General features: G+C 54.7%; 16 protein-coding genes. 9 read left to right on the plus strand and 7 right to left on the minus strand.

The window, feature by feature from the left end; all coding sequences use genetic code 11:
• Positions 1-19: 19 nt before the first annotated feature.
• Positions 20-235, minus strand: a complete 216-nt coding sequence (locus A6R74_RS19425) for a hypothetical protein (RefSeq protein WP_064236118.1) — start codon at positions 233-235, stop codon at positions 20-22.
• A 209-nt stretch (positions 236-444) separates the two neighbouring features.
• Between A6R74_RS19425 and A6R74_RS19430 the strand changes: the two genes are divergently transcribed.
• From A6R74_RS19430 to A6R74_RS19440, 3 genes are read left to right on the plus strand one after another with little or no spacing between them, the layout of a single operon-like run.
• Positions 445-1,419, plus strand: coding sequence for a DUF2157 domain-containing protein (locus A6R74_RS19430; protein WP_064236119.1), 975 nt, complete (start codon positions 445-447; stop codon positions 1,417-1,419).
• Positions 1,416-2,519, plus strand: a complete 1,104-nt coding sequence (locus tag A6R74_RS19435; RefSeq protein WP_064236120.1) for a DUF4401 domain-containing protein — start codon at positions 1,416-1,418, stop codon at positions 2,517-2,519. The genes A6R74_RS19430 and A6R74_RS19435 overlap by 4 nt, the downstream gene beginning before the upstream one ends.
• Entirely contained in the window at positions 2,516-3,040 is a 525-nt protein-coding gene (locus tag A6R74_RS19440; RefSeq protein ID WP_064236121.1) for a GDYXXLXY domain-containing protein, read from the plus strand. The genes A6R74_RS19435 and A6R74_RS19440 overlap by 4 nt, the downstream gene beginning before the upstream one ends.
• 14 nt (positions 3,041-3,054) lie before the next feature.
• On the opposite strand, the gene A6R74_RS19445 is transcribed toward A6R74_RS19440, so the two are convergent.
• A complete protein-coding gene (locus tag A6R74_RS19445; RefSeq protein ID WP_240488274.1) occupies positions 3,055-4,470 on the minus strand; it encodes a tetratricopeptide repeat protein in 1,416 nt (471 codons plus the stop codon).
• A gap of 91 nt (positions 4,471-4,561) precedes the next feature.
• On the opposite strand from A6R74_RS19445, the gene A6R74_RS19450 reads away from it, so the two are divergent.
• From A6R74_RS19450 to A6R74_RS19470, 5 genes are all read left to right on the plus strand, one after another.
• A complete protein-coding gene (locus tag A6R74_RS19450; RefSeq protein WP_064236123.1) occupies positions 4,562-5,530 on the plus strand; it encodes a helix-turn-helix domain-containing protein in 969 nt (322 codons plus the stop codon).
• Positions 5,531-5,715: 185 nt separating this feature from the next.
• Complete coding sequence (locus A6R74_RS19455; RefSeq protein ID WP_064236124.1) at positions 5,716-7,443, plus strand: mechanosensitive ion channel family protein; 1,728 nt, start codon at positions 5,716-5,718, stop codon at positions 7,441-7,443.
• Between the two features lie 189 nt (positions 7,444-7,632).
• Positions 7,633-8,004, plus strand: coding sequence for an antitoxin Xre-like helix-turn-helix domain-containing protein (locus A6R74_RS19460; RefSeq protein WP_064236125.1), 372 nt, complete (start codon positions 7,633-7,635; stop codon positions 8,002-8,004).
• Complete coding sequence (locus A6R74_RS19465; RefSeq protein WP_064236126.1) at positions 8,001-8,750, plus strand: RES family NAD+ phosphorylase; 750 nt, start codon at positions 8,001-8,003, stop codon at positions 8,748-8,750. The genes A6R74_RS19460 and A6R74_RS19465 overlap by 4 nt, the downstream gene beginning before the upstream one ends.
• 85 nt (positions 8,751-8,835) lie before the next feature.
• Positions 8,836-9,600 carry an alpha/beta hydrolase family protein gene (locus A6R74_RS19470; RefSeq protein WP_064236127.1) on the plus strand — a complete coding sequence of 255 codons (765 nt, stop codon included), beginning with the start codon at positions 8,836-8,838 and terminating at the stop codon, positions 9,598-9,600.
• Positions 9,601-9,685: 85 nt separating this feature from the next.
• Here the strand turns inward: A6R74_RS19470 and A6R74_RS19475 are convergent, their stop codons facing one another.
• From A6R74_RS19475 to A6R74_RS19490, 4 genes are all read right to left on the minus strand, one after another.
• Positions 9,686-10,177: a RidA family protein gene (locus A6R74_RS19475; protein ID WP_205634221.1), complete on the minus strand. Its 492-nt coding sequence runs from the start codon at positions 10,175-10,177 to the stop codon at positions 9,686-9,688.
• Between the two features lie 83 nt (positions 10,178-10,260).
• Positions 10,261-10,659, minus strand: a complete 399-nt coding sequence (locus A6R74_RS19480; protein ID WP_082906751.1) for a c-type cytochrome — start codon at positions 10,657-10,659, stop codon at positions 10,261-10,263.
• 12 nt (positions 10,660-10,671) lie between these two features.
• Positions 10,672-12,258, minus strand: coding sequence for a flavin monoamine oxidase family protein (locus A6R74_RS19485; protein ID WP_082906752.1), 1,587 nt, complete (start codon positions 12,256-12,258; stop codon positions 10,672-10,674).
• Positions 12,259-12,742: 484 nt separating this feature from the next.
• Positions 12,743-16,213 (minus strand): acyl-[ACP]--phospholipid O-acyltransferase, encoded by a 3,471-nt coding sequence (locus A6R74_RS19490; RefSeq protein ID WP_064236129.1) that lies wholly within the window; start codon positions 16,211-16,213, stop codon positions 12,743-12,745.
• A 159-nt stretch (positions 16,214-16,372) separates the two neighbouring features.
• On the opposite strand from A6R74_RS19490, the gene A6R74_RS19495 reads away from it, so the two are divergent.
• Positions 16,373-17,122: a helix-turn-helix domain-containing protein gene (locus A6R74_RS19495; RefSeq protein WP_064236130.1), complete on the plus strand. Its 750-nt coding sequence runs from the start codon at positions 16,373-16,375 to the stop codon at positions 17,120-17,122.
• Here the strand turns inward: A6R74_RS19495 and A6R74_RS19500 are convergent.
• Positions 17,119-18,054, minus strand: coding sequence for a LysR substrate-binding domain-containing protein (locus tag A6R74_RS19500; RefSeq protein WP_064236131.1), 936 nt, complete (start codon positions 18,052-18,054; stop codon positions 17,119-17,121). The genes A6R74_RS19495 and A6R74_RS19500 overlap by 4 nt on opposite strands.
• Positions 18,055-18,069 lie beyond the last annotated feature (15 nt).

Consider the following 18,069-nt stretch of genomic DNA (forward strand, 5'->3'; position numbering starts at 1 on the left):
GCTCGCGCTTAGAGGAGTCTTACATGTCCTCGCTTTCCATTTCCTCTTCCATATCCATATCGCTTTCCATGTCCATATCGCCTTCCATAGAGCCGCTTTCCATGTCGCCATTTTCCATTGACTCATGCATGTCGTCTTCCATCATGCCGTCGTCAGACATCATTTCATCCGCATAGCTGGCGGTAGCCATCAGGCTGAATAGGCAGATGGCGGCAATGGTAGTGAGCTTTTTCATCGTAAATTCTCCCGAGAATTAGGCCTGCCCGGCGGGCAGGTTCGTCACCATTCTCGGTGCTCACCATCACACTAGAATCACGCAATACTAAAGAGTGTATCGCGCATATCTCACAAAAGTATCACGACGGGTAAAGGATAGAGTGATGACAGTACCCCTTTTGTGGTGTCAACTGACTGGTATTCAGCGTTCAATCAACAAGGAACCCCATGGCCACTACACGCCGAGAATTGGTGTCGTTAATTGAGCAGAGCGTCATTCCGCCTGACCAAGTGACGCGCGCAGTGACCACTGCCGGACTACACCCTTCTGCCCGCGCCTGGACGGTATTTATCGATCGCCTGTTGCTATGGCTAGGTGGCTTGGCGTTGGCCTTCGCGGTGCTGTTTTTCGTGGCCTATAACTGGGCAGAAATGGGGCGCTGGCTGCGCTTTGGGGTGGTGCAAGCAGCGATAGTGCTGGCGATGGGCGTCACCGTTTGGGGCAAGGCCAGCCCTACGGTCAAGCGGGTAGCGTTAACGGCTGCTTCGCTGCTGGTGGGCGTACTGTTGGCGCTGTTTGGGCAGGTTTACCAAACCGGTGCCGACCCCTGGCAGCTGTTTTTTAGCTGGGCGGTGTTGACGTTGCCCTGGGTCTGGGTAGCGCGTTTTGAGCTGCTTTGGGTGCTGTGGCTGGGGTTGCTGAATTTGGCTATCGGGCTCTATTTGCGCACCTGGGGAGGGCCGTTGAGCGTTCTCATCAGTAGTGATGCAGCGCTGTGGGGGCTGTTTGGGCTCAATACTCTAGCATTGGTCATTTGGGAGTGGGGCGCCCGTTTCCGGAGCTGGCCACGGCAGTGGGCGGTACGCTTGCTGGCGGTGGGCAGTGGGGTGCCAATAACACTGTTAATGATGACGCTGATCGCCGATTCAGGCCTCTCTTGGTCGCCAGTGCTGGCGGCTTACCCGCTCTGGTTGGCAGCGCTATATGGCGTTTACCGTTGCTGGCGGCCTGAGCTGTTTATGATCGCGGGGGGCTGTATTTCGCTGTTAACGGTGGCCACGCTACTGCTTGCCAGGATGTTGCTCTGGGAGGGTGAGTGGCAGGAGGGAAGTCTGATGCTGATCGCCATTGCGGTGCTGGTGATGGGCGCCGGAGCGGTGGTTTGGCTGAAGCGGCTGCATCGGGAGATGTCCCCGCCATGAACAACATGAATGAGTTAAAAGCTAGGCTGAGCCAAGCGGGTATTCCGTTAAACGAGCCTACCTCTTCAGCGCAGTTGCAAACCCCTTGGTTTGTACGTGCGCTGCAGGCGTTTTCAGGCTGGCTGGCGGCGCTGTTTTTGCTCGGATTTATCGCCATGGGGGTGGTGTTTATGGTGGAGAGCCCAGCGGCGTCGTTAGGCCTGGGGCTTGCCATGATCGGCGCTGCATGTGCGCTATTACGTTCGGCGCGTAGCGATGTGCTTGAACACTTGGCGCTGGCGGTGAGCCTGGCGGGGCAATTGCTAGTGGCCTGGGCAGCGATAGAGTTCTGGAGCGAATCCGCTTACTCATTATGGTCGTTGCTGGGATGGTCGCTATTTGGCTTGCAGGCGGTGCTGGCGCTGGTAATACCGAGCCTGGTTCATCGCACGTTTTCTGCCTTTGCCGCCAGCTTGGCGCTGTATATGGCCTTGGCAGTAAGCGACTTGGAACTCGTTGCAAATGGGCTGGTGCTATTAGCACTTACCTTGCTTTGGCTGAATGAATTTCGTTGGCCGCAGCGTATAAGGAGTGTTCAGGCGTGGGGCTACGGCTTGCTAATGGGGTTACTCGTCATACAAGGGTTAGCGCATAGTGGCCAGCCCTTTTGGTTAGGGGTTGAAGGACAGCAAATAGGCGACGGCGCTTGGATGGCTCTTGGGATAGACCTTGAGGATATAGACCCTTGGTTAAGCGCTGTATTGTTAGCGCTGACGCTAGTATTACTGCTGTATAGCATTTTTCACACGCTCCGCTCACCCATGCTGTATTGGCATGCCGCTATAGGTGTGGCCGTGATGCTGCTGATTTCTCTTTACCTGCCAGCGGTTGTGCAAGGCGTTGTAGTGTTGCTACTAGGTTTCGCGATTGGTCATCGCCTGTTGGTGGGGCTAGGCATGTTTTCGTTACTGCTGGCCATGGGTAGTTATTACTACTGGTTGGATACCACGTTATTAATCAAAGCACTAACGCTAATTGTGATAGGGGTAATGCTCCTATCGCTGCGTTGGTTGTTACGGTGGTTGAGTCCGTTGGATGATAAGCGGGAGCTTAAACCATGATGCGTCGCGCTAAATGGCACCGGACTGTCATTATTGTGGCCACATTGCTGGTTCTTGCAGTGGTGAACTGGGCGATTTGGCAGAAAGAGCGCCACTTGGCCGTGGGTGAGATCGTCTATTTGGAACTGGCGCCGGTCGACCCGCGCTCATTGATGCAGGGCGATTATATGGCGCTAAACTTTGCGCTGGGTAATCAAATTCAAAGCGCGCTTCATCAGAGGGAGCATGATGCGAACTCGCTCAAAGCACGTAACGGCTACGTGGTGGTGCATTTGGATGAACAGCGTATTGCCCACTTCCAGAGACTGGACGAAGGCTCGCCTTTACGCGATGACGAACGGCGCCTTCGCTACCGGCTGCGCAGCGGCCAAGTACGCTTCGCCACCGATGCATTCTTCTTTCAGGAGGGGCACGGCGAACGTTATGAATCTGCTCGCTACGGGCAGTTCCGTGTCAACGAGCAAGGTGACCCCTTGCTCGTTTCTCTACACGATGAAGCCTTTGCGAACCTCAGCCCGTAGAGGGCTTTCGAGTCTTAAGCAATCTGACGCTCAGCTGTGGCCGAAGCGGTGGCTCGGCGTAGGAAATCTCGGTTGATGGGGCTGTGCGGCTTGAGCGACAAGCGTTCGTTGGCCATTCCCTCAGCAAGTTCTCGATTACCGCCGCGCAAGGCGGCCTCTGTCAGCGTCCAGTCGATGATGTCGCGCTGGGCATGACTACCGCCGAAGGCGTTGGCTATAAAGCGTACCGCATGCAGGCGCGCGGTCGCGGTGGCATAGTCGCCATGCCAGAAGGCAACAAACCCTTCGGCTAAGGGTAGCCCGATGCGTCGAGCCCAGGTTGCTGCTTCGGAGCTGTGGTCATTATTGCGTAGCATCGTCAGCAGTGCCTCCACCCGGCCGTCGCGTCCGGCGCCCAGGTAGGCCATGACCGCATGCCAATCGTTAAAGGGGTAAAGCTGACCGTCCGCGTGTTGTTCCCAGGCGGCCGCCAGTTCCTGCCAACGCTCTCCGACGTCCTGTCCGGTGAGAGTCAGCCGCCACAGCAACGCTGAGGCGTCGATCATATCCAGCACCACGGCGCTGCGCTCTTGGCGGATTGGGCCGTCATAGAGAGCCAACACTTCTCTGGTCTGTCCGAGATCGAGGTGGCAGAGGGCGAGATGCCACCAGTTATGCACCTTGAACAGATTGTCGTCGCCCGACCAGTAAGGCTCGCGTGCGGTCATCCAGCCAATGCCATCCTGGGCACGGCCCTGCATCTCCATGACGTGGGCGACGGCGTGGTGCGCCCAGCAATCGAGCGGTTGCAGATCCAGCGCTTGTCGGCCCACCTCCTCGGCGTGGGTATAGTCGCCTGTCTCCTCTAGACCAAAGGCATACATGCCCATTGCAATCGAATGCCCGGGGATATCAGATGACCATCGAGGCAGTACGCGAGCGATGCGGTCACGCAGGTTACGTGCATTAGCGCGGTAGAAGTCGACTAAATGACCGGCTTGCAGGGCCAGCAGATCATGTGGGTAGCGCAGATTATGGTAATCCAGGGCGATCCCCGCGGCGCTCCATTCGCCGGCAAGCAACTGCGCTAGGATGGCGGCATGGGAGGCCTCCCGGTCATTCAAGCGTGCACCGTTAGTAGCGGCCAGGTCGGCTTTGGCTGCGGCTGCAGCGGCGGGTTCTGTGGCCAGAGCAAACAGATAGGCCCTGGCGATTCGCGCCATAGTGAAGTTTGGGGCAGCTTGAATCGCCTGATCCAACGGGGTGACAGGGTCGCCGCGGTAGAGATTGAAGGCGTCGATAGCGCGGTGGTAAAGCTCCTGGGTTTCGGATGTGGCGCCGGGCAGGGCGTTGCCTTGGCGGTCGGTCAGCATAGTAGGTATCTCCAGTTTGGTGTTGTGATTATTGGCGGTGACAGTCTTTTGCCCCTCGGCGGCGGCCAGCCCACTCACCAGGCTGCTAGACTACGATGAGGTACGGGAGACTTTAATGGTCGAGGCGCCGGCTTTGTTGTCCGATCCGCCGCGATAGAGGCAAAGCCCCATGGATGCTGCACTCGATGTGCTGCGCATGATTCGCTTTACCGGTGGCATCTTTCTTGATGCAGAGTTCACTGCGCCCTGGTGTGTGAGGGCACAGGTCACCCCAGAAGATTGCCAGCCATTCACCCCAGTGCCTGAAAGTATCCTCGCCTATCACTACGTCAGTGCTGGGCGGCTGTTGCTACAGGTCGGCAAGGAGCTACCCGTGATAGTGTCGGCAGGACATATTGTGCTCTTGCCGCGCAATGACCCGCATCTTCTCGGCAGTGAGCTGGGTGTTCAGCCCGTCAGCGTTGACCATCTGCTAAAGCCCATTAGCGGTAGCGGGCTGGCTCGGATCGTTCATGGCGGTGGCGGTGAAACCACGCGCTTGCTGTGTGGTTTTCTACATAGTGAGACGCCCTGTGCTGCACTGATAGGCGTGCTACCCAGGGTGATGGCATTGGACGTGGTAGAGGGGGCAGCCAGGACATGGATCGAAAGCTCCTTTCGCTTTGCCGCCTCTGAGTTAGCCGCTGGGTCGATACGCTCGCCAGCGCTGCTGGCTAGGCTTGCCGAATTGCTGTTCATCGAAGCCGCGCAGCTTTATCTCTCCCGCCTGCCGCCCGAGCAGCGATCCTGGGTCGGAGGGTTGGCTGACCCCTTTATCAGCCGTGCGTTGACCCAGCTACATGACTTCCCCGCGCGACACTGGACAACGCAAGTGTTGGCGAGCCAGGTAGGGCTTTCTCGCTCTGCCTTTGCCGAGCGTTTCAGCGAGTTGGTGGGCGTGCCTCCGATGCGCTATTTGGTAAGGCTACGTATGCAGATCGCTGCCCGTCGCTTGCGCGAGACACCGACCCCCATCTCGCGTATCGCATTGGAAGTGGGTTACGAGTCTGAAGCTGCTTTCAGCAAGGCTTTCAAGCGCGCATTTGGAGAGCCTCCAGCGACGTGGCGACGTAAGCAACGATCACTGCATCGGCCCTGACGGACGAACTGCATGTCGCAGCCTTAACGTTCAATTGCCTGCTGCGCCTTGCACCATCATGAAAGGTAGGCTGTAATTTGCGCTTCCACTACCAAGGATGGCGCCGTGTTTTTCACGGGGCTCTGGCTACGTGTTTAGTCTGTCGGTGGTTAGCAAACTGGCCCACTTTACTGAATAAGGCATATATGAAAGCAAACGGCTCGTGGCTCGCATGGGGGTTGGTGGTATTGGCTCTGACCTTTTCAAACCTATGCGCGGCGCAAACTCAAGGAGGAGAGAGCGAGGATAGCCGGTGGTTTACGGTTGATTCACTGAATAACGGCCTTGGCGAGGCCCCTGAAGAGGCAGTTCGGGTAACGCCAAGGGAGTCGATCAGGAGTTTTCTGGATCTGACGGGGCAGGAAGAGTATGAGGCCGCTGCGCATATGCTCAACCTTGCCGAATTCTCAGAAGACGAACAGCGCGAGCAGGGTAGCGAACTAGCTCGGCAGTTGGCGGAGATCCTTCAGCGCGGAGAGTGGCTTAGCGTCTCTGATCTACCGGGCCGAGAAGATGCCTTAATTGAAGGCGCTGCAGGCGAAAATCCTCGTGTCGGTGAGACGCGTCGTAATATCGAAGTGTCATCCTTAAAAGTCAATGGTGAAACCTATGATATTCGGCTAGGTCGTTACCGCGTCGGTGAAGAGGAGCCTGTGTGGCTAATCATGCCGATCAGCGTGTCGTACATTCCGGTGCTTTATGAGCAGTACGGCCCCTCGATGCTGGAAAGCTATATCCCTGAGCGTCTCCAGTCATCATTTGGCATCTTGAGGATTTGGGAGTGGCTTGCCATTCCGATTTTTTTGATCTTCGTTGGTGTCGTCGGATGGGGAGTTCATTGCCTGGTTGGTTTAATGTCGAAATGGCTGCCTTCAGGGGTATCAAGTATTTTCGCCAGCCAAATTGGCATGCCTGCCGCGCTGATTGCGATGTCACTGGTCACCCAGATGTTGCTGGATTATGTGGTGTCGTTTTCGGCGGTCGCCACGACCACCTTTCGGGTGCTGTTAATTAGTATTTTGGCCTGGGGCGTCGGCACGATTGCGCTGCGCTTGGTGGATACCATCATGCTGCGTTTGACGCGCCGCATTGTAGGCGAAATTGATGACACTAAACCCAGGGATGAGCGCAGGCTGCTGACATCTCTTTATGCGTTGCGCCGGGCGATTATTCTGATCACCGTGACAGGTGTTTCTATTTATATCCTTGGTCAGGTGCAACTTTTTGAATCTTTAGGTTTATCTATCCTGGCCTCAGCTAGTGTGTTGGCAGTGCTGGTAGGTGTCGCGGGCCAGGCGGTATTGGGCAACATTTTAGCGTCGTTTCAACTGTCGTTTGCCAAGCCCATTCGTATTGGCGATCTGGTGATTTTTGAAGACCAGTGGTGCTATGTAGAAGGCATCTTTTATACCTTCATTCGCTTAAGGACATGGGACGAGCGGCGTTTGATCGTGCCTGTCACGTACTTTACGTCCAAGCCGTTCGAGAACTTGTCGGTCAAGAGCACCAAGATGTACCGATTCCTTGAGCTGACACTGCATTTGAGCGCAGATATTGGCGTATTAAGGGATAAATTTATCGAGTTCGCGAAAGAAGAAGATAGCGTTATCGAGCATCACAAGTTGCTGTGCTATGTGACCGCGCAAACGGGTACAGCGCAAACCGTCTCTTGCTACTTAATGACCTCGGACCCGCTGGCAGGTTGGGCTGCGGAGATGAGCGTGCGCGAGAAGTTACTTGCTTACATCCGTGATAATCATCCCGAGTGGTGGCCAAGGGAGATCGTGGTGATCAGCCACCACGATATCGCCCGTGGTGAGCATGGCAAACGCGCTTCGGGAACGGAGAGTGCTGAGAAAGATTCACCTGAGTAGCCGACGATTAGGCAGCGGCAAGTGCCGCTGCCTGGGTAATTGAGCAATAGAATAAACTTGACGAGATACAGGTGAATTAAATAGGCGTGACTATGCACGCACTCGTTTCACAAGTGAAGATGATGTAGGTGTGTGAATAAACAACTTTTTTGCTATGATTGATGAAAATACATCTAGTAGAGGTGCGCCATGCCTGCCCTTGCTCAAACAAAGCCCGCTTCTGAAATGGTGTTAGCTAAAGCGGTGCTACGTGCCGCCGAGCAGTTGGGGTTATCGCAGTCTGATTTAGCAGAAGTGCTTGGCGTACACCGCACCACCATTACGCAGCTTAAGAAAAACCTCAGGCTTGACCCTAATTCTAAACAGGGCGAACTGGCCTTGCTGCTCATTCGTTTGGCTCGGGCGTTGTTTACTCTAACCGGCGGCGATCAAAAATGGATTCAGCACTTTATGCATACGTCTAACCGTGTCACCGGCGGCATACCGGCGGAGCAGGTGATACGGTTAGAGGGGCTGTTTGCTGTTTTAAGATTCGTGGATGGTATGCGGGGTAAGGTGTGAGTCTATGGGAAGTCTGTGGCGGTGAAAGTTATATCGAGCCTATCACCGGTACCCTCTATCGATTAGTAGAAAGCCAAGAGCAGGTGGCAACGCTTAGCTACGTGGATACCCTTGAAGAGCAGGAGCTTCTTGAAGCTCTGCTTGAAACGGCTAAGCCACCTTATCCCCAGCAAGAGCGAGAGCTGCACTACCTACTGAAAACGCCTTTTCGCTACCCGCCACTCAAATGGGGATCACGCTTTGGCCGAACTTTTGAGCCAAGCATCTTTTATGGTGGCAAAAGCATTGTTACCACATTAGCAGAGTCTGCTTTCTACCGGCTTGTCTTCTGGGGCTCAATGGAAGGGGAGCCTGTGGCGGAGTCACTTCGCTCAGAACACACGCTCTTTTCGGTGGACTATGCCGTTAAATGGGGAGTGAAGTTAAATGCACAACCCTTCATCGAACACCTTGATGTATTAAAGCATCCGGTTGATTACGCCCCGTGTCAGCAATTGGGCAGTGCGATGCGCACGGCGAACCTTGAGGCCTTTGAGTATGCCTCCGCAAGAGATGTTCAGGGTGGTGCGTGCGTGGGCTTGTTTACCCCTGAGGCGTTCAAACAGTATGAGCCAACCGACATGCGCCAATGGCTTTGCGTAACCAATGCTGAACAAGTGTCGTTCAAACGCAAAGATGCACTTGGTGTGCATACCTACTATCTCAATGATTTTCTGTATAACGGCGTGTTGCCGTTTCCTGCTTAGATGACAAGATTGGCACTTGTTGATGATTAACACATTGTTGGTAGAAAGAGTTATGACAAAAAATCGCGAAGGTGTGGTTGCCTAAATGACGTTAAATATCGTGCAGCGCGCACTACCCGGCTGGGGCGTTACTTATGGCCCGCAGGGTAATGGCCCTTTTCCAGCCATCATGCTGCTGCATGGTTCTGAAGGCGCGTGGGCAGGGTGGAGCCACCGGGACGCAATGCTATTCGCAGCGCATGGTTTCTTGGCCTTTCCCTATGGCTACTCAAGCGGCGGTAATGCCTGGAACGCCGGGCATATTATCGATTATCCGCTCGAACGCAGCGCGGAGGCGTTTAAAGCCCTACGAGAATTCCAGTTCGTTGATGAACGAGTAGGGCTTTATGGGCTTTCACGCGGCGCCGAGCACGCGTTATTGCTTGGTTCACTGATGGCAAGAGATAAGATCGAAGGGGCGCCAGATGCTATCGCGGCTCATAGCCCGCCCGATGTGGTGTGCGGTGCCTTTGATGCACGCAGCTTTCGCGATGCGGGTGACCCCGGCTGGCAAGCGTGGGATGTCAGTAAACGCGCTTGGACATGGCAGGGGAGCCATGAAGGCTTATTGCCCACCACACCGATAGCAATTGAGCGCTACCCTGGGCCGCTGTTTCTTTCCCATGGCACCCAAGACCGAATGTGGTCGGTTGAGATGACCAAGCGTCTGGAACAACGCCTGCGCGAGCATGGCCGCTCCCCAGAAGTTCACTACTACGAAGGTGAAGATCATATGCCGAGTAGCTCAGGGCAGAATAAGCACTATGAGCTTTTGCTAGGCTTCTTTTCCAGGAGTTTGATGAAACCTTAAAAAATAACCAGCTAACAGCGTGTTATAAAAACGGCTGGCTACTTTTTATCTAGCCAGCCGTTTTTTTGCTTTTCTGGCCCTAAATTTATGGCCTAACGGCGGTGACTTCGATTTCTACCAGCCAGCCGGGATTGACCAGTGCATCGACGACCATCGCGGAGCGAACGGGTAGGTTTGACTGCTCTTCAGTGCCAAAGAACTGCGTATAACCGGCCATGAAACCTTGGAAATCGACTGACGCGCCCTCTGGTGCTACCAGAAATGCCTGCATTTTGATGATATCGCCCACGCCTAACCCAAGGCTCTCCAACTGTGCCTCAATGCGCTTCATCACCGTGACTGTCTGTTCCTCGGTTGTTCCGAACGCTTCAACACTGTTTTGATCAGCTTCTTCATTAATGACACTAGGAACCGTGCCGCTGAGATAAACCATTGTCTTATCAGCGGGTACTTCTACTGCTTGAAGTATAGGAAAATCAGAGTTTGGAATAGGGTGGCGAATGATATCTTCAGCTAGTGCATTGCTTGCATAGGCAGAAAGAAGTGTTAGGCCAATAATCGTGCTTTTAAAGCTCATCATGTATTTCCTTTCGGGTGAGTAATGAAAGTAGTCTTTGCTGCTTTACAGTTTGTTCATCGCTGTATTGCTAATGGAAAACCCTAGCGCATACTCTTAACCAGTTCTGCGCTAGCTTGGTTGTCAGCGTAATTGTTGCCAAAGTTGGTGCGGATAAAGTTCACTACTGAGGCAACTTGCTCGTCATCCAGTAAGCCTCCTAGCGGGGGCATTGCTTTGTGTCCGTGGATAACAAGGCTGATAGGGTATGCGGTCGCCATCAAACTGGAATTGTTAGTAAGCGCTGGATATTTTCCTGCTCCGTTGGCGCCTTGCCCACTGGGCATATGGCAGCCAGCGCAAACGCCTGCATAGATGGAGGCACCATCGGTTTGAGTTAATGTGGCAGGATCGTCAAACCAAGTGCTGGTATCAATGGAGGTCTCCTGCGCGAGGGCCGAAATGGAGAGAGTGAGTGCTATTGATGTGATGAGTGCTTTCATATCGCGAACTCCTCAAGCCTCAGTAATGGTGGTGTGTAGGCGCTCGACCGCATCCAATGCGGAAAGCACAGCCCCTTCCATCCAGGCAGGAAGGTATGAAATATGCTCACCGGCCATTAGCGTTCGTCCGTCCATTGCGGTGGCATCTAGATAATCCGCTTCACGGTCTTGCCACAGGCCGTAGCAGCCTAATGTCCATGGGACACGATGCCATGCCACTGAGGCGCCTGTTTTGAACTCGTCGTAATACTGAGGGTGAATCTGGGAACCGTACTCCATTACCTTGGCGATACGGTCTTCGGGAGAGAGGGCGTTAAATTGATAGGCGAAGGCGCCCCATGGGTAAGCGGCCAGCAAGACAGCAGGGCCCTCGCTAAACATATTGTAGGGCGGGTAAGAAATTAGCGTAATGGGTAGATTGGTATAGCTAATGCCGCCATAGATATGTTCATCCTCTTCCCAAAAGCGTCTTTTAAACTCAATGCCAGCTTTGAAAGCCGAGGCATAAGGCATTGAATCAATGATTTCGCTCATACGCGGAGAGAAGTCGTGGTCGATTTGGCTGAGCACCGAAAAAGGAATGGTGCAGATGCAGTAATCGGCGGTTTCTATTTGTTCACTACCGCTACCATCAGTTGAAACCCAAGCAGCGTTGACTTGATCGCCTTCATGGCTAATGCGGGTAACTTTTGCGTTATAGGTAATCAGTTCGCCAACCTGTGCTTCAAACCCTTTCGCAATCATGTCCATTCCACCCACCGGCTGGAAAATGGTGGACTGCATGTGTAAGTTGTCGCCAGCGGTAAGGTTACGCCATAACGTTGAGTTCAGTATTTCTGACAGTGAATTGATCTGGGACGGCGTCGGCTTACCGTCTACACCGCCCCCTTCATGGTGCGCCCAGCCCCGAAAGGCGGAAGACTCAGAGCCAGTCACATACTCAAATCCGTCGTTTAGTGCGCCATAACGTTTCAGTGCAGCCAAAAGTTTTTCAGCATCTTCGGCGGTAACTTCCTGATCTAATCCTTTTTGATCAACGACTTTGGCAAGTAGCTCTGCCACGTGTCCTCTAAAATCAGTGGCTACTTCCTTAAAGCGTTGAGGCTTACCATCAAAGGCCTCAGAGTCGTGTAAGTAGGCGTTGTAGTTGACTTGGATAAATGGCTCTAGCTTTACTCCGAAGCGCTTGCAGTAATCCAATACGGCAAAGTGATCAGAGGGGATCCGCCATGGGCCGGGATTTAGGTAGTTGCCTTCTGCAAAGTCGATATGCTGGGTAAATCCGCCTAACTCGGTGTAGCTGTCTCCTCCACGTAGTGTCCAACAACGGCCACCAGCTTTATCTCGGTATTCAAGGACTTTTACATTGTAGCCCGCATTGCGCAGCTCAAAAGCTGCCGTCATGCCCGCTAAACCAGCCCCTAAAATTAAGATATTGGTGTTATCGGGAGCTCCCTGAAGGTTTAAACGCCCCCGCCAATTGGATGGGGAAGCAAAGCCCATTGTACTCATTGCGGAATACATGGCTGCTGCACCGGCCACCGCGCCCACCATGCCCAAAAAAGATCGACGCGTCACACCTTCTGGATTGAATGACATTGCTACCTCGCTATGAAGTCAAAGGCAGGCAAGTAGAGTCCTTTCAGAAGCGCGATGTCGTCCTACTGCAGCAGGCGCTGTGATGAACGAATTTGCAGGGCTCTAATTATCTGGCCTATATACGAAACATTTGAACGTATGCAGGTGATGTGCCAAATTAAATTAACCCTTTGTTTTGGTTATATAAGTGAAAGTTTATACATGCTTTGAAGTCAATAAGAACTGGTAGAAACATTCAACCTAGTGCATGTTTCTAGGGAATATCTCCGCTTTGGTGCGAAAAGAAGTTTGTATTGGTAAGTGGATGCCTGCCTTTGATTGGCGTTGTATGTGGCGTCACCCTCCAGCACTTTTCTGCCCACCCAAAAAGCCCCTCTTGGTAGCCAAGAGGCTTGCTGGATTCTGAGCTGTGATATTGCGAGGAGCGAGTGCTGTACAGCGAGTAGCGATGCTTTGCTGTACAGCACTAGTTGGTGCTTTTTTATTACTTCAGCTCTTCCTCTATCAGTTCTTGAGCCAAACGTTTCGCCCCTGCGAAATCTGCCTTGCCAGAGCCTAGATGAGGAACGGTCTCCACCGTAAACCAGTGGCTGGGGATCATCATGGATGAGGTGCCGTTGGCGAGCATCGCGGTCTTAACGGTTTTGGCATCCAGCGCTGTTTCTGACAGCAGCACAATGCGCTCACCTTTGCGGCTATCGGGAAGGCTAACCGCCATCACCGCCGTATCTGTATCTTCCAGAGCCGCTTTAACCGCTGCCTCAACCGCGCTGAGGCTGATCATTTCGCCACCGATCTTGGCGAAGCGGGCGTAACGGTCAATCAGGGTCAAAAAGCCATCTTCGTCGATAAAGCCTTTATCTCCTGTGATGTACCAGCGGTGGTCATCGGCCTCGTGGAGTGCCTTGGCCGTACGCTCGGCGTCATTGAGGTAGCCTTGCATGATCTGCGGGCCGCTGATCAATATCATGCCCGCCTCGCCGGTAGCCAACTCTTCAAAACTCTCCGGGTCGACGATCTTGAAGCTGGTGCCGGGCAGCGGCATACCCACGGTGCTTGGCTTGCTGCCCCGCTGCACCTGTTGATAGTGAACGCCCATGGCATCGGGAAGGTTGACCGAAGCGACGGGGGCAATTTCAGTGGCGCCGTAGCCTTCATATATGGGTTTGTGGAATTTCAGCGCAAAGCTTTCGCGCACGTTGTCATCAAGCTTCTCGGCCCCGGCCACAACCACTCGCAGGCTTTCCAGCATTAATGGGTGCACTTTTGAGCTGCGTACGAACAGCCTTAAAAAGCTGGAGGTGCCAAACATGATAGTGGCCTTGTGCTTGGCAATCGCGCCCGCAATGCCAGGGGCATCGGTGGGGTCGGGGTGGCATACCAGCGGCAGCCCTTCAATCAGCGGGAGTAACTGGGTGACCGTAAGGCCAAAGGCGTGAAACAGCGGCAGTGAGCCCATTACCACGTCGTTGCTCTGAGTGTTAAGCACGTCAGAGGTCTGTTTGATATTGGCCATCAGGTTGCGGTGGCTGAGCATCACACCCTTGGGCGCGCCTTCGCTCCCGCTTGAGAACAAAATCGCCGCCGTGGCGTCGGTATCATGGCTGCGGCAGAAGCAGCGCTGAAGTAGCCAAGTCGGCAATATGCGCACCGCAAGCCAAGTGCTCAAACGCTCGGCGTGGCCAATCGTGGTTTGCAGGTCTTCTAAAAAAACCACCTGCTTCCCGCTCAGTAGCTGGTTAACGTCGAGACCACGCTGCTCAAGCTTTTTCACAAATCGCTGTGAGGTGAACACGGTGGTAATTTCAGCCTGGGAAAGGGCAGAAGAGAGCGCCGCTTGGTCGGCGGTGTAATTAAGATTTACCAGCGTCTTACCCGCCAGTAGCGTGGCCATATTGGCGATAACCCCGCCACTGCTGGTCGGCAGCAGTAGGCCGACGTTCTGTCCTGGGTTGAGCTTGCGAACACGTTTTGCTAACAGGAGGCTGGCGGTGAGTGCCTGGCTTGCGTTGAGTGGGCGGCCCAGGGTATCTGCCAGAGCAAGGTCGCTAGGGCGGCGCTTAACGCTTTGAATCCAGGCATCTGGCAGGGTGGGTAGCTCATCCATGGCCCGCTGCCAGGAACGGGTAGCCTGTTCAAAGATGCGCCGTTTAAGCACATCAGCGGGGGTATCTTTGGGCAGCGGTTTGCCAAACGCGACCACAACCGAGCGGTGCAGCGGCGCGTTGCGCAGCTCTTTTAACTTGCTGGACGAGCGGGAGAACTGGCTGCCCCACAGACCGCGCAGGTAGAAAGGTACGATTTTTACATCGGGGTTGGCCATTTCACAGGCGCGCTCATAGCCGCGGCGGAACTCACCCAGCTGGCCAGTGCGGCTGATCGCCCCTTCAGGAAACAGGCACACCACCTCGCCTGCGTTGAGCTGTTCCGCCACATCGGCTAGCGCCTGTTCGGCACCGCTGCCGCGCTCAATGGGAATACAGCCGAGGGCTTTGAAGAACCAGCGCAGGTACCAGCGCTGATAAACCGATCTGAGCATCACAAAGCGCACGGGGCGGGGGCTGGCAATCTGCACCATGGCCCAATCTACCCAACTGATATGGTTGCCCAATAGCAGCACACCGCCCTGGGCGGGCAGGTTTTGCAAGCCATGAACGTTGACGCGGTAGCGGCGTGTCAGCAGGAAGCTCAACAGAAAGCGCACCAGACTTTGCGGCAGCTTAACAATGGTGTAGCCGCCGCCGACCATCGCCACCGTGGCAATGAGTAACAGCAAGTAATGACTATCCACACCCGCTAAAGCGAACAGCGCCGTGAGCAGCAAAAAGCCCAACATGGCGATGTTTTGAATCCAGTTGTTGGCGGCCAGCACGGTGCCTAGTTCGTTGTCGGCGGCGTGAAACTGAATCAGCGCGTTAAGCGGTACGATAAATAGCCCACCCATCATGCCGATAAACACAAAGTTCAGCGCTTGGCCAACAGGCGTGGTTAACAGCGGCAGACACCATAGCCCCACGGCTACCCCGACAGCGCCGACAGGGATCAAGCCTGTCTCTATGCGGTTATGTGAAAACTTGCTGGCCAGCATGGAACCCAGTGCAATCCCGATACCGCTAGCCGCCAGAATACCTTGCAGCACCAGGGTGTTGTCGATACTTAACGCATCTTTGGCATAGGCAGGAAAGGCGGCGAGAAGCACTTGGCCCACCGACCAGAAGGTGGCCAGACCGATAATCGAGAGCCTGATGACCGGCTGGCGGGCGATAATCTTCAGATTGTCTTTCAGGGCAGCGCCCTTAATGTAGCGATGCCAGGTGAGCGGAGTATCAGGGCGCGTGGTGTTATCCAGCGGCAGACGATAAAGCGTTGCCACCTGAATAGCGCTGTTAAGCACCAGTAGCCAGCCCAGTGGCGCTATCTGGCGCAACAGCTGCGCTGGGGTTTGGTCAGTAGGTGTTACCCAGGTTTCAAACAGCGCGGTAAACGCCACGGTGCCTGCCAGAATGGCGCCAATGGTGACGGCCTGAATCAACCCGTTGGCTTCTGCCAGGCGCGGCTTGCCGAACAACCCTTTCACTAAGCCGTATTTGGCCGGTGAGTAGAAGGCCGACTGAATAGCCAGCAGCAGCGTCATCGCGAATGCCAGCCAAAACCAGCCCTGATAGTAAGCAGCCGTAATGCCCAGAGAAACCGCCACCGCTGCCCAGGCAGAGATGCGTAAAACGCGCACCTTGGGGTAGCTGTCTGCCACGTGGCCCGCCGGGCTAAACAGTACAATAAACGGCAGCAGGATAAGCCCGTTAACCAGCGCGGTAAGTACGACCTGGGTTTCGCCATCGTAACTTTTGAAGATCGTGTTCTGAATGACGATCTTGTGCCCCAAATCCACAAAGGCATTGAGAAAGATGGCGATCAGATAGGGCCAAGCGCCCTTTAAGTGCAGCAGTCGATGCATCGTTGTGTAGCCTTATAAATCCCCGTAAGTGGTAGCACTTTCGCTATGAGGCTTACTTGTTGCAACCCATTTGCACAAAGTTGTGATATGAGTGCTTCTTGGTAGCATTATGCGATACTTTTATGTGTAATGCCTTCCGTGCCCCCTAATGAGGTTTCTATGTCTCAAGCCGACTCTCTGATTGAAACGCTAAAACGCCAGCTGCGCGTTCAGGGTAAAACCTACGCCGATGTTGCCCGGTGGTTAGCGCTGAGCGAGGCCTCGGTGAAGCGCCTGTTCGCTGAAAAGCACTTTACGCTGGCGCGGCTGGAGTGCATCTGTGATCAGCTTAACCTTGAGTTCGCTGAGCTGGTGCAGGCCATGCAGGCAGGGGAGCAGCGCCTACAGGAACTGACTCAGGCCCAGGAGCAAAGTATCGTCGATGACCGCGAGCTGTTCCTGGTAGCCGTGTGCGTTATCAATGGCTATAGCTTCGACGAAATTCATCACCAGTACCAGCTAAGTGAACCGGAGTGTACCCGGCAGTTACTCAAGCTTGAGCGGCTTCAGTTGATTGAGCTACTCCCCGGCAACCGCATCAGACGTAGGGTAGCCGCTAATTTTCGCTGGCGGGCGGGCGGGCCGATCCAGCGTTTCTTTCAGCAGCATATTGCCAACGAGTTTTTCCGCTCCCGTTTTGATAGCGACAGCGAAAAGCTGATGGTACTCAATGGCTTGCTGTCGCCCGCGGGTAATGCCGAATGGCAGCAGACCATGCAGCGTCTTGCTAAAGAGTTCCACTCCCTGTGTGAAAGAGAAAGTGGGCTGCCTATTCACCAGCGGTTTGGCACCACGTCAGTGCTGGCGGTAAGGCAGTGGCAGTATGGGCTGTTTCAGGATTACAAACGAGAAGCCGAGGCAAAGCCCTAAAGCGTTGCGCCACGAAAGCGAGCGGCTTCTTGCTCGAGCCACTCGATGAAGCGTGCCACCGCCGGTGGTGTTACGCCTTCACAAGGCAGAATCAGTTCATAGGCAAATGGTGAGGTGAGCGGGTAGTGCTCCGCAAAGGGACGTACCAACACCCCGCTAGCGAGCCGGTCAGCCACCAGTGGGTAGCTGGCCAGTACCACGCCCTGCCCGGCCATAGCCTGATCGAGCGCCAAACTGTAGAGCGAGTATTGGCGCTGGTGGGGGATCTTCTTGATTGCCACCCCGGCGTTTTTAAACCAATCGCGCCAGCTTGGGATCGGGTGACCCGCATGGCTGCACCAATCAACGGTGAGCAGTGTCTGGGCCAGCAGGTCTTCGGGCGTGCGTATATTTTCCTGCGCTAACAGGGTGGGCGAGCAAACAGGAAAGAGGGTGTCTTCAAACAGACGCTGGCTGGTGACGCCGGGCCAGGGCCCCTGGCCGTAGCGTAACGATAAGCGCGCCCGGTTGGGCATCCATAGCGGCGGCGTCAAGCGCGCCTCGGCATCCAGTGAGATCTCTATTTTCCGCTCATTGGCTTCAAAACCGGGTAAGCGAGGGAGTAGCCAAAGCTGTAGGAAAGAAGGTGGCGCACTCAATAGCAAACGAAAAGCATCCTCGGAGCGCTCGGTGACGTTCTGCACGCCGCTGGCGATACGCAAAAGACCCGCTTGCACATCTTCAGCAAGCCCCCGGCCTGCTTCGGTCGCACACACGCCATTGGCATGCCGTTCGAATAGCACCACGCCCAAGTGATCTTCTAGCTGTTTCACCTGTCGGCTAACGGCGCCAGGGGTCACCCCTAAACGATAGGCGGCGGCTTTGAAGCTATTTTCTCGCACCGCTTCGGCAAACGCGCGCAGCGCATTCAGCGGTAGCCTTTCAATTCGCATAGCATGTCTCATAGC

The organism is Halomonas sp. ALS9 (assembly GCF_001651035.1).
Lineage (GTDB): Bacteria > Pseudomonadota > Gammaproteobacteria > Pseudomonadales > Halomonadaceae > Vreelandella.